The sequence below is a fragment of the Micromonospora sp. WMMD975 genome (assembly GCF_029581215.1).
In the GTDB taxonomy this organism is placed as follows: domain Bacteria; phylum Actinomycetota; class Actinomycetes; order Mycobacteriales; family Micromonosporaceae; genus Micromonospora.
This window is the reverse complement of record NZ_CP120739.1, coordinates 5551235-5563937: the sequence shown is the minus strand read 5'-3', so window position 1 is coordinate 5563937 and position 12703 is coordinate 5551235. Positions and strand designations below refer to the sequence as shown.

Sequence of the window (12703 nt, the reverse complement as noted above, 5' to 3'; positions counted from 1 at the left end):
GTCTGCTACTGCGGAAGGTGCCCGAACGGGTACCAAGGATCACCTAATTAATCAGCTCCCATGGCCTCGCCGAAATCCGCCGGAGTGGTTCCCCAACAGGAACGCTGGCGGCGGTAGCACATTCTCCGGAAACCCACATCCGGTGGCAGAAAAAGATTTCTCCGGCCGCTCTGGACGTCGAACCAGATACTTGCCGCCCACCTCCGCGGCGCTCTACGGTCTAGATCGGTTCTCATTCTTCCTGGAACTTCCGCCTCCGCCGGATTCCCCGGAACGTCCAGACTCGCCAAGAACGTCCGCACCCGTCCAGCAGCAGAAGGGCTCTCGCCATGAATCTCGCGGCCACGCTGGAACGGCGCTGCGCGGAACGCGGCTGGAGCCAGCGCCCAGCCGTCCGCGAGCCGGGCCGGACCTGGTCCCACGGAGCCATCCACGATCTGGCCGGCCGGGCCGCGCGGATACTGGCGGCCGAAGGGGTCAGGCCGGGCGACCGGGTGCTCCTGGCGCTCCCCGACAGCGCCGCCTGGGTGGTCTCGTTCCTGGCCGTGGCGCGGGCCGGAGCGGTCGCAGTCCTGGTCAACCCGGGGCTGGCCGCTCCGGAGCACACGGCGCTCGTCGCCGACTGCGCCCCGGGTCTCGTCCTCTGCCCCGAGGCGCTGGCGGGCCGGTTCGACGTCCGTACGCTCTCCCCGACCCAACTGCTCGACCGGGCCGGCCGGGTGAATCCGGTCCCGGCGGTTCCGGTGGCCGGCACCGATCCCCTGTACGTGCAGTACACCTCCGGCACCACCGGTGACCCGAAGGGAGCTGTCCACCGGCACGCCGACCCGGAGGCGTACCACCGGTATGTCGGGCTCGGTGTGCTGAGCATCAGCGCCGACGACGTCACCCTCTCGATCTCCAAGCTGCACTTCGCCTACGGTTTCGGTAACGCCTTCGTCTTCCCCCTCTTCTCCGGATCGTCGGCGGTGCTGCTGCCGGAGCGCCCGGCAGCCGCGACGGTCGCGGAACTCGTCACCGAGCACCGGGTCACCCTGCTCTACGGGGTGCCCACGTCGTACGCACAACTCGTCGCCGCCGGCGACCGGGCCGCCTTCGGCAGTGTCCGGGCCGCCGTCTCCGCCGGTGAGGCGCTGCGACCGGAGCTCGCGGCGCGGGCCCGGGAACTGCTGGGCGTCCCGCTGCTCGATCAGGTCGGATCCACCGAAGCCGGACACGCCTTCTGCGCGAACACCGTGACGGAGCACCGGGTCGGGACGGTCGGACGCCCGGTCCCGGGCCATCGCCTCCGGCTGCTCGACAGTGACGGGGTGGCGGTGCCCGACGAGGTCGAGGGGGAACTCTGGGTCGCCGGGGAGACGGTCATGACCGGGTACCTGCACCGGCCGGAGGAGACCGCCCGCACCCTGGTGGGCGGCTGGCTGCGTACCCGGGACCTGGCAGTACGGCACGGCGACGGGACGTACACCCTGCACGGTCGGGTGGACGACCTGGAGATGGTCGGCGGGATCACCCTGGCACCGCAGCCGGTGGAGCACCTCATCGAGGAGCACCCGACGGTCGCGGAGGCCGCGGTGGCCGCCCGACCGGACGAGACCGGCGCCACCCGACTGCACGCCTTCGTCGTGCCGGTGCCCGGCGCCGACACCCCCACCGTGGACGACCTCGCTCGCTGGTTGGACGGCCGGGTGGCGCCGTTCAAGGTTCCCCGGGGCGTCACCCGCCTCGCCGCCCTGCCCCGCACGCCGACGGGGAAGCTCCGCCGCTTCGCCCTGCGGGAGCAGGGCAGCCATGGAGGACCCGCGCGGGAGCGCACCGGCACCGCACCCGACACCGACGGCCGGGAAGCGAGCGCCGCCGGGCGTTCGGGGGTGGCGTGACGGTGCGCACCCTGCTGATCGACAACTATGACTCGTACACGTTCAACCTCTATCAGCTGATCGCCCAGACCTACGGCGTCGAGCCGCAGGTGCTGCGAAACGACAGCCCGCGGTTGACCGCGGAATTCGCACGGCGGTTCGATGCGGTGATCATCTCGCCGGGTCCAGGCCGGCCACAGGTCCCGGAAGACATCGGTCGCTGTCTCGACATCATCCGCGACAGCGGCCGGCCGGTGCTCGGGGTGTGCCTCGGCCACCAGGCCCTGGGCTACCTCTGCGGAGCCGCTGTCGGGCCGGCGCCTCGGCCGCGCCACGGCCACCTGAGCCGCATACGGCACGACGGCGGGCTCTTCGCCGGTCTGCCGCAGAATTTCGTGGCGGTCCGCTACCACTCGCTCTGCGTCGCCGAACCACTACCTGATGACCTGGTCGCCGACGCCTGGGCCGAGGACGGGGTGGTGATGGGTCTGCGGCATCGCTTCCGTCCCTGGTTCGGGGTGCAGTTCCATCCGGAATCGGTGAGCTCCGAGCACGGCAGCCGGTTGCTGCTGAACTTCCGCCGGCTGGTGGGAGAGGGCACGACAAACGGTTTGCGCGCGATCGGCGACGCCGCCGACCCGGGCCCGGCATCGAGCGCCACCAAGGAGCAGGCCGGCGGTTGGCTGCTGCGCCACCGACGGATGTCCGGCGCTTCCGCTCCGGAGGTGCGGCCGCCGGAGCAGGTCGGAACGGTCGACCCCGAGTGGGTCTTCCAACGGATCACCGGCGACCGGCCGTACGCATTCTGGCTGGACAGCAGCCGGGTCGTACCCGGCGTGTCGCGGTTTTCGTTCCTGGGGCACCCGGGCGGGCCGGACGGGGAGGTGCTCCGGTACGCCAGTACCACCGGCATGGTCGAGGTGCTCGACCCGACCGGGGTCCGGATCGGCGTCGAGCCGGGGGACATCTTCACCGTGTTGCAGCGCCGCCTCGACGAGCGCCGGATCGCGGACCGCGGGGAGTTTCCCTTCGACCTGCCCAGCGGCTACGTCGGCTACTTCGGCTACGAGATGAAGGCGGACTGCGGCGCACCGAACCGACACGTCGCCGAGACCCCGGACGCGGTCTGGATGGCCGCGACCCGGATGGTGGCCCTGGACCATCAGACCGGTGAGGTGTGGCTGCTGGCGCTCTGCCGCGCCACCGACACCCAGATCGCGGCCGCGGACGGCTGGCTGGACAGCACGGCCGCCCTGCTGCGCGCCGGACCCGTCGGCCACCCGGTCGACGACGCCGACAGGCACGCCAGTCGGTCGACCGGCGGGCGCGCGGGGCCGGAACGGACGTACGACCCGGAGCGCTGGCTGTCCCGTGGACGCGAGCGCTACCTGGCGGACATCCGCACCTGCCTGGATCTGCTCCGGGCCGGAGAGAGTTACGAGATCTGCCTGACCAACGAGCTCCGGGCCCCGTACGACGGGTGCGGTGTCGAGCTCTATCTGCGGCAGCGCCGGCACAATCCGGCACCGTACGCCGCCTATCTCCGCCTGGGGGAGACGCAGATTCTCTGCTCCTCGCCGGAGCGCTTCCTGCGGATCGACCGGACCGGGGTGGTCGAGGCCAAGCCGATCAAGGGAACCGCCCCTCGGGCCACCGACCCCGAGCAGGACCAGGCACTGCAAGCCGAGCTGCGCGACTCACCGAAGACCCGGGCGGAGAATCTGATGATCGTCGACCTGCTCCGGAACGACCTCGGGCAGGTCTGCGAAATCGGCAGCGTCCATGTGCCGTCGTTCATGGCGGTGGAGTCGTATGCGACCGTGCATCAGCTGGTCTCGACGGTGCGTGGCCGCAAGCGCCAATCGGTCTCACCGACCCGGATCGTCCGGGCCTGCTTCCCCGGCGGCTCGATGACCGGAGCACCGAAGCCGCGAACGATGCGGCTGCTCGGTGAGATCGAGGATCGGGCGCGGGGCGTCTACTCCGGAGCGCTGGGCTTCTTCGGCCTGACCGGCGGGGTGGACCTCAACATCGTCATCCGGACCGCGGTCCTGCACCGGGGAATCCTCCAGGTCGGCGCCGGCGGCGCCATCGTGCTCGGGTCCGACCCGGATGCCGAGTACGACGAGATGCGTCTGAAGCTGACCGCACCGCTGCCCGGCTGGACGGCGCAGGCGAACAGCGTCCCGGAGAGGAGCGGCGTCCGGTGAAGTCAGCGCCGGGCGGGCAGCAGGCCCAGTTGGTAGGCCGCCGTAACCGCCTCCGTCCGGTTGGTGCAGTTCAACTTCGCCAGGATGTGGCAGACGTGCCGCTTCGCCCCGTGCTCGGTGATCCCCATCGTTCCCGCGATCTGGCGGTTGCTCAGCCCTCGGGCCAGCAGCCTCAGCGTCTCGCCCTCCCGGGGCGTCAGCGCCGGAGTGTCGGCGGGGCGGTGGTCCTCCCGCAACGCCGAGAGCGCGACCCGGCCGAGAGCGAGCGGCATCGGCATCTCACCTCTCCAGAGCTCGGTCAGCGCGTCGTTGAGCGACCGGCGATCGAGCTCCCCGGCCAGGATGAAACCATCAGCCGCCAGCGGTACCGTCCGATCGCGGAGTGCGTCACCGGCTCGGCTCAGGACCGCCAGGGTCGGAACGCCGGCGCGTCGGGCGGCGGTCACCAACCGGTCGACCGGGACATCATCCTCGACAATCACGATCAGCAGGTCGGGTCGTTGCCGCCGGAGCAGCACCATCGCCTCACCGACCGTCGACGCGACCCGGACGCCGGTGATCGCGTGCAGTTCGCCGAGGAGCGCCTCGATCCCTTTGCGCAGCACCTCCGGGCCGAGCGTGACGAGAACCCGTAACCCGGTCGGCGATGTGCTGGTTGGCCGGTTGGCCTGCGCCATGCTGATGCCTCCTCCGCTGCCACCCCTGCGCGGCCGTACTCCGGCCCCTCCTAACCGGGATCAGCCCCCATCCTCGCGACGAGTCGCAATCTCCGGACCCCGGGTCCGCCCTCCGGCCGCCACGTCGGCCGTTGCCGGGGCTGACTGTGCGCGTGAAGCCCCTACCCCAGATCCGCATTGTTAAATCATTTCCGACTGGTGACCGTGACGCTCCACGAAGGAATCCGGGCGGATGCCGAGAATCGTATTCGTGCAGGTCAAGCTCTTATGCCCTATTTGGGCTCAGCGTTAATGGGGGTTACCGTGGCAGTCCACGACGGACGCCCGCCGCCAGCCATCGCCCTCTTGACCGGTTTGCGGCGCAGATTCACGGAAAGAGTGGCTATCCAAACCCGGATAGCCACTCTTTCCGTGAATCTGGTGCCCTGGGGAGGGGGCTCAGGTGCCTTCGACGATCATGCCGGCGGCGACGGTGCGGTTGGTGGTTTCGTCGATGATGATGAAGCCGCCGGTGGTGCGGTTGCGTCGGTATTCGTCGGCGAGGAGTGGGATGGTGGTGCGGAGTCGGATCCGGCCGATTTCGTTGAGTTTCAGGTCGGTGGCGGTTTCGTCGCGGTGCAGGGAGTTGATGTCGAGGCGGTAGTGCAGGTCGCGGACGATCGCCCGTGCGGTGCGGGTGGTGTGTTTGATGGCGTATCTGCCGCCGACGTGCAGGGGCCGGGTTTCGTCCATCCAGCAGATCATCGCTTCGATGTCCTGGGCGACCATGGGGGCGTTGTTCGGTCGGCAGATCATGTCGCCGCGGGAGATGTCGATCTCGTCGGTGAGGCGGACGGTGACTGACATCGGGGGGAACGCCTCGTCGACGGGGCCGTCGGCGGTTTCGACCGCGGTGATGCGGCTGGTGAACCCGGACGGCAGGACCATCACCTCGTCGCCGGGTTTCAGGACGCCGGAGGCGACCTGACCGGCGTAGCCGCGGTAGTCGGTGACGGTGGTGGACTGCGGGCGGATCACGTACTGCACCGGGAAGCGGACGTCGACGAGGTTGCGGTCGGAGGCGATGTGGACGTGTTCCAGGTGGTGCAGCAGCGACGGCCCTTCGTACCAGGGCATGTTCTCCGACCGGGACACGATGTTGTCCCCGCGGAGCGCGGAGACCGGCACCACGGTCAGGTCCGGGGCGTCGAGTTTCGCGGCGAACGCGGTGAACTCGTCGGCGATCCGCTCGAACACCTCCTGCGACCAGTCGACCAGGTCCATCTTGTTGACACACAACACCAGGTGCGGCACCCGCAACAGCGAACACAGGAACGCATGCCGCCGGGACTGCTCCACCAGACCCTTACGGGCGTCCACCAGGATCAACGCCAAATCCGCCGTCGACGCCCCGGTCACCATGTTCCGCGTGTACTGAATGTGCCCCGGCGTGTCAGCGATGATGAACTTGCGCCGCGGCGTGGCGAAGTACCGGTACGCCACATCGATGGTGATGCCCTGCTCCCGCTCCGCCCGCAGGCCGTCGGTCAGCAACGCCAAATTCGTGTACTCGTCGCCCCGCGCCGCGCTGACCGCCTCCACCGCGGCCAACTGGTCACTGAACAACGACTTCGTGTCATACAACAACCGACCGATCAACGTCGACTTACCGTCGTCGACGCTCCCGGCGGTCGCGAACCGCAGCAGGTCCATCGGCCGCGCGGCGGTCTCACCGTCGGCCGGGGCCAGGGTGTCGACGCTCATCAGAAGTAGCCCTCTCGCTTGCGGTCCTCCATGGCGGCCTCGCTGACCCGATCGTCGCCGCGGGTCGCGCCCCGCTCGGTGATCCGCGTCGCGGCCACCTCGTCGATCACCTTCTCCACCGTGTCGGCGTTCGAGCGGACCGCCGCGGTGCAGGAGGCGTCACCCACCGTCCGGTACCGCACCTGGGCGGTGAACGGCTGCTCACCGGCGCGGGCCCGGAAGAACTCGTTCACCGCGTAGAACATCCCATCCCGCTCGATGACCTCCCGCTCATGCGCGAAGTAGATCGACGGCAGCGGAATCCCCTCCCGGGCGATGTAGTGCCAGACGTCCAACTCCGTCCAGTTGGACAACGGGAACACCCGGATCGACTCACCCGGATGATGCCGCCCGTTGTACAACGACCACAACTCCGGACGCTGGTTCTTCGGATCCCACTGCCCGAACTCATCCCGGAAGCTGAACACCCGCTCCTTCGCCCGCGCCTTCTCCTCGTCCCGCCGGGCGCCACCGAAGAGCGCGTCGAACCGATGCTTCTCCACCGCGTCCAACAGCACCGGCGTCTGGATTCGGTTCCGCGTCCCGTCCGCCGCCTCGCGGACCAGGCCCTTGGTCAGCGCCTCCGGCACGCTCGCCACGATCAACTGCAACCCCAACTCGGCCACCCGCTGATCCCGGTAGTCGAGCACCTCGGGGAAGTTGTGCCCCGTGTCCACATGCATCACCGGGAACGGGATGTTCGCCGGGGCGAACGCCTTCTGGGCCAACCGCAACATCACGATCGAGTCCTTACCACCGGAGAACAGCAACACCGGCCGCTCCATCTCCGCGACCACCTCACGCATCACGAAGATGCTCTCCGCCTCCAACTCGTCGAGCTGCGACACCAGCAGCTCCGGCAGCGGCTCACCGGCGTGGGCGGCGGGCCGGCGGGTGGGCGCCGCGTCGGATTCGGCGGGGGTGGGTTCTGCCATGGCAACTCCTCGGTACGGGGTGGACGTGGTCACTGGATCGCCCGACGGCCGAAGCAGCGGACGCTGACCCAGGTCAGCACGACGGCCACCCCGGTCAGCACGGTCAGGCACACCCAGGCCGGCAGGTGCGGTACGCCGGGAAGCAGTGCCCCGCGTACCCCCTCCGAGACGTAGGTCATCGGGTTGAGCGCGGTGACCACCTGGTACCACGGCACCGACGACAGCCGGGGCCACGGGTAGTGGATGCAGCCGGTCCAGATGATCGGCGTGAGGATCACCGCGAAGGTGACGTTGATCCGCTGCACCGGCAGGGTGGTGGCCAGGCTCATCCCGAGCGCCCCGCCGATCCACGCGCCGAGCAGCGCCACCACGAACGCCAGCGGCAGCCCCGCCGGCCGCCACGGCGCGGAGCCGACCATCAGCGCCCCGAGCGGGTAGATCAGCACGGCCGCGAGCAGCCCCCGGACGGTGGCGATGACCAGCTTGCCGATCGCGACGTACCCGGTCGGCAGCGGCGCCATCAGCCGGTCCTCGATCTCCATGGTGAAGCCGAACTCCTTCACCAGCGGCAGGGCCACGCTCTGCAACGCGGTGGTGAGGGCGGCCAGCGCGATGACGCCGGGCAGGAACACGTCGGCGAAGCCTCGCCCGACCAGGCCCTGGCTGCCCAGGACGGTGTTGAAGACGAAGAGCATGAACAGCGGGGTCAACCCGACCTGCACCAGGATGACCCAGAGTTCCCGGCCGGTGACCATCAGGTCGCGGCGCAGCACGGCGGCGAACACCCGCCCGGTCCCGGGGCGGGGGCGCGGCTGGGTGGTCGGACGCAGCGGGGTCGGGGTCGGGGTGTCGAGAGCGGTCACCGCGGTTGCCTTCCGGTGAGTTCGATGAAGACGTCCTCCAGGCTGGGTTCGCCGATGTCGATCGCGTTGATCGCCGCCGACCGGCCGGTGAGCACGGTCACCGCCGGTCCGAGCAGCGCGGCGGGGTCGGTGGCCAGGTGCAGGCGGATGCGCAACCGGCCGCGACCGCCATTGCCCGCCCCGCCACCACCGCCGCGTCCGAGCAGGCCACCACCGCCGCCCCCGGGCAGGCCCGCACCGCCACCGCCGCGCCCGGGCAGGTCCGCGCCGGCCAGGGCGGCCAGCCGGCCGGCGCCCGGCCGCCCACCGCCGCCCCCGGCGGCGAGCGCGGCCAGCATCGCGCCACCGCCCGCCCCGGCCAGCCCGGCCCCGCCGGCACCGGGCCGCCACCCGGCCGGCGCGGCCGGGGCCGCCAACCGTTCCGCCTTGCGTACGCCGGTCAGCTCGCCGAGGGCGGCGCAGAGCGCGTCCGGGTCGTCGCCGCCGGACGGGGTGACCGTCAGGTCGAGCAGCGCGTCACCGGCCAGGCCCCGGACCAGGTTGGTCGGGGTGTCGAGGGTGAGCAGCCGGCCGTGGTCGACGATGCCGACCCGGTCGACCACCCGGGCCGCCTCGTTCATCGCGTGGGTGGTCAGCACGATGGCCACCCCGCGCTCGCGCAGTTGCCGGAGCTGTCTCCAGATCAGCAGGCGGGTCTGCGGGTCGAGGGCGTTCGTCGGCTCGTCGAGGAAGAGCACCGCCGGCTCGTGGGCCAGCGCCCGGGCGATCATCAACCGCTGCGCCATCCCCCCGGAGTACGCCTCGATCCTGCGGTCGGCCCGTTCGGTCAGGCCGAACCGGTCCAGCAACTCCTCGGCGCGGGCCTGCGCGTCGCGTCGCCGTACCCCGTGGTAGGTGGCGTGGTAGACCAGGTTCTGCCGGGGGGTCAGCGCCCGGTCCAGGTTGTTGTGCTGGGGCACCACGGCCAGTTGGGCTCGGGCGGCGGCCGGGTCCCGGCCCACGTCGATCCCGCCGACGACGGCCCGGCCGCCGGTGGCCCGCAGCCGGGTGGTCAGGATGCCGACGGTGGTGGACTTGCCGGCCCCGTTCGGCCCGAACAGTCCGAAGATCTCGCCCGGCGCGACGGTGAACGACAGCCCGTCCACCGCGTTGGTGTCGGTGCGGGGGTAACGCTTGACGAGGTCGTCGACCTCGACCACGGCCGGCCCGTCTCTGCTGGGCATCTCAACTCCTGTTCTGCGGGTGCGGAATGCCGGAATGCCATCGGCGCCGGCAGGCAGATCAGCCGCCGGTGGGCTTGGGGTGCGCGGCGAAGAACCGCCAGATGGTGTCGGTGGCGTTCAGCGCGGTGGAGGGGGGATCGAGGTTGAGGAGTTTCTCCGCGCGGGGCGGGTTGGGGCGACCGCCGGGCCACTGGTGGCCGGCGTCGGCGACGGTGATCAGTTCGACGGCGCGGCCCTCGGCGCAGGTCGCCGTCGACCGGGTGACCGGCCCGTCGGTGGTCGTCTTCGGCGCGGCGCAGTCGTCGACGGCCCGCCAGCGGGCGGCCAGCTCGGGGGTGGGCGGTCCGTCGATCTTCACCGGGTTGCGGCCGGTGCCGTCGTTGTCGCGGCGGCCGGGGCCACCGCCGTACGGCATGGTCTGGTCCTCTCGGCCGTGGATGTGCAGCACCGAGACCGGTTTCGGGTCGGGGCACTCCCCGGTCAGCGTGCTCGCCACCGCCCCGATCGCGGCGAAGGTGGTGGTGTCGCAGACGAGCCGGTACGCCAGCAGCCCGCCGTTGGAGATCCCGGTGACGTACCGGCGGGCCGGGTCGACCGGCAGGTCCCGCCCGACGCTGGCGACCAGCTCGGTGATGAAGGCGACGTCGTCGACGCCCTCGCGGGCGGGTGCGCCGCAGCACTGCGGGCCGACGGCCCAGGCACGGTTCAGCCCGTCGGGGAACAGCACCAGGAAGCCGTCCCGGTCGGCCTGCCCGGTCCAGCCGTACGCCTGCTCGGCCTGCTCGCCGGTGCCGGCCGCGCCGTGCAGCATCACCACGAGCGGGACCGGCGTGGTGAGATCGGCCGAGGCGGGTCGGTACAGCCGGTAGCTGCGTTCCCGCCCGTCCACCGTGATGGTGTGGGTGGAACTGCCGACGGGGACGTCCGGTGCGGGGCGCGCCGCACCGGAGGAGGCGCCGGCCGCCGGGCGGGTCCCGCCGTCGGTGGGTTGGTCGTCCTGCCGACCGAGGCTGCACCCGGTGACGGTGCTCAGGCTGACGAGCAGCGCGAGCGTCCCGGCGAGGCGGGCCGCGGCGCGGGTTGTCGCCGGCCGGCCGGACCGGTGAGGCTCCGCCCCGACATCAGACCGAATAACGGTAAAAGGCATCATATGAATACTTTCGCCCGCGATTGTTCGAGCCGGGTAAGGGACGTGCCAGGACTCGGCAAGCGGTACCCGGCCGGGGAACGGAGGGGTGCCGGTCCGGCGACGGCGCTGTCACCGGACCGGCCCCCGGACCTCAGTAACCCCGGAGCCGGATCAGTTCCCAGCCGCCCTCGGGCACGTCGTCGCTCGGGTCGGTCCGCAGGTTCATCGGGTTCGCCATCCCCAGGTAGACGGTGGGACCGTCGGCGACCATGTTGCGGATGCCGTAGTTCAGGTAGTTGCCCAACCCGGTGGTGTCGATCGTCGTCGCCGGTTTCGTCGGCGACGTGAACGCGTACAGGTCACCGCCGTAGACCGCCTCGGGCAGGGCACCGGCCCGCATCCCGGCCGCCTTCATCGGGGCCACGGCCAGATCGTCGGCCAGCTCCGGTGACAGGCCCAACTCGGCGGCCGTCTCCTTGCCCAGCTCCTTGGCCAGGTAACTCCAGTCCATCGTGCCGACGTACAGCTTCCCGCCGGCCACCACCATCTTCCAGGTGTAGTTGTTGTACGGGTTGCCGAAACCGGCCGGGCCGAACTTCGGCGTCTGGTGCGTCGACTGCAACGCCCACGCCCCCGCCCCGTCGTCGGCCGCCGGGTCGTACGCGGGCAGCTCCGTCGAGCCGTACAACAGGTCGATCTTCTGGAAGTGGGAACCGAAGTTGCGGCCCCGGTAGATGCTTATCGACCGCTGGGTGTTCTGGATGGTGGCCTGGAAGGCCGCCTCGTCCGCCGGCGGGTACACCGCCATGTGCACCGTGGTCGCCTTCATCGGCACGTGCATCGTGCCCCAGTAGAGGAACCCGCCGTAGGAGGCCAGCCCGCCCAGGGCGTACGCGCGGGCCACCACCGGGTCCGGCTCGTAGGCGGACACGTTCCACACCTGCTGCCAGCCGTCGGCGTCCTCCGGATTGAGCCCCGGGGCCCCCGCCGCGAGCGGCGGGCTCATCCAGACCGCGGCGATGCTCGCCGGTGGGTCGGCGGCGCCGGCGGTCGGCCCGGCCAGTTCGTCGTCCGAGCCCGGCCAGGTGGTGGCGAAGATCCGCCCCTGGTGCACGGTGAGGTCGGCGGCCTGCGCCGGCAGGTTCGCCACCACCGTGAACGCGAACGGATCGGACTTGCTGCCCGCCCACCGCAGCACGTTGCCGCGTTCGCCGCCGTTCGCGCCGACGCCCACCCCGGCGTACAGCGCGTCGCCGGCGACGGTGAAGTGCCGGATGTTGCCGTACATCGGGAAGTTGCGGGAGCCCAGGTACGCGCCGGTGTCGGTGTCGAACGCGAACAGGTTGATGCTTGTGCCCAGCGCCGGGCCGCCGAGCAGCGCCACCCCGCCGAAGTTGCCGGCCGCCCGGATGCCCGCCGTGGTCTGCAACCGGTTGGCGTCCTCGGTGGAGGCCGCCTTCACCAGGTCGGTCTTCTCGGTCAGCTTCCTGGTCCGGGTGTCGTAGGTGTAGAGGCGCGACGGCCGGTGGTCACCGAGGATGGGCGGCAACTGTGGATTGCGTTTGGCGATCTGGCTCTCGCCGTACTCGCAGACCCAGTCGTCGTTCAGCGTCGGTTTGGTGTTGCGCAGGGCCCGCCCACTGGTCAGGCAGTTGACGTTCGCTCCGGTGCCGAACCACAGCGTCCGGCCAGCCCGGGTCATCCCCCACAGGTACGACTGGTTGACCTTCGACTGCCCGGTGGCGCACGGCGGGCCGGCCGGGTACGCCAGCCCGATCCCGGCGAAGCACTCGTCCGGCTGGGCCTTGGCGAGCAACTGCGGGCTGCTCTGGTGCGTGCCGGCCGTGTCGGCGGCGGCAGGCGGCGCGCTGAGCGCCGCCGAGGGAGCCACCAGCACGGGTCCGAGTCCGAGTACGGCGACGACGGCCATCAACCGTCGCGCGGAGATCCGGAGTGGATTCAACTGTCTCTCTTTCCAGGGAGGGGACACCCGACCCGGGTTCGGGCGGGAGGACGGAGGGGACA

General features: G+C 70.8%; 9 protein-coding genes. 2 read left to right on the top strand and 7 right to left on the bottom strand.

All coding sequences use genetic code 11. From position 1 onward, the window contains the following. The first annotated feature begins 329 nt into the window (after positions 1-329). Complete coding sequence (locus O7613_RS24690; protein ID WP_282290246.1) at positions 330-1880, top strand: AMP-binding protein; 1551 nt, start codon at positions 330-332, stop codon at positions 1878-1880. After that, on the top strand, positions 1877-4069 hold the full coding sequence (locus O7613_RS24685) for a chorismate-binding protein (RefSeq protein ID WP_282290244.1): 2193 nt from the start codon (positions 1877-1879) through the stop codon (positions 4067-4069). The genes O7613_RS24690 and O7613_RS24685 overlap by 4 nt, the downstream gene beginning before the upstream one ends. A gap of 2 nt (positions 4070-4071) precedes the next feature. On the opposite strand, the gene O7613_RS24680 is transcribed toward O7613_RS24685, so the two are convergent. The 7 genes from O7613_RS24680 to O7613_RS24650 form a co-directional block, all read right to left on the bottom strand. Then, positions 4072-4746 carry a response regulator transcription factor gene (locus O7613_RS24680; protein WP_282290243.1) on the bottom strand — a complete coding sequence of 225 codons (675 nt, stop codon included), beginning with the start codon at positions 4744-4746 and terminating at the stop codon, positions 4072-4074. 438 nt (positions 4747-5184) lie between these two features. Continuing rightward, positions 5185-6489: a GTP-binding protein gene (locus O7613_RS24675; RefSeq protein ID WP_282290242.1), complete on the bottom strand. Its 1305-nt coding sequence runs from the start codon at positions 6487-6489 to the stop codon at positions 5185-5187. Next, on the bottom strand, positions 6489-7463 hold the full coding sequence (gene cysD / locus O7613_RS24670) for a sulfate adenylyltransferase subunit CysD (RefSeq protein WP_282290241.1): 975 nt from the start codon (positions 7461-7463) through the stop codon (positions 6489-6491). The genes O7613_RS24675 and cysD overlap by 1 nt, the downstream gene beginning before the upstream one ends. A 29-nt stretch (positions 7464-7492) precedes the next feature. After that, complete coding sequence (locus tag O7613_RS24665) at positions 7493-8326, bottom strand: ABC transporter permease (protein WP_282290240.1); 834 nt, start codon at positions 8324-8326, stop codon at positions 7493-7495. Next, positions 8323-9549, bottom strand: a complete 1227-nt coding sequence (locus O7613_RS24660) for an ABC transporter ATP-binding protein (RefSeq protein ID WP_282290239.1) — start codon at positions 9547-9549, stop codon at positions 8323-8325. Before O7613_RS24660 ends, O7613_RS24665 begins: the two co-directional genes overlap by 4 nt. A gap of 58 nt (positions 9550-9607) precedes the next feature. Then, positions 9608-10696, bottom strand: coding sequence for a PHB depolymerase family esterase (locus tag O7613_RS24655; RefSeq protein ID WP_282290238.1), 1089 nt, complete (start codon positions 10694-10696; stop codon positions 9608-9610). A 133-nt stretch (positions 10697-10829) separates the two neighbouring features. Further along, complete coding sequence (locus O7613_RS24650) at positions 10830-12575, bottom strand: hypothetical protein (RefSeq protein WP_282290237.1); 1746 nt, start codon at positions 12573-12575, stop codon at positions 10830-10832. Positions 12576-12703: the final 128 nt, after the last annotated feature.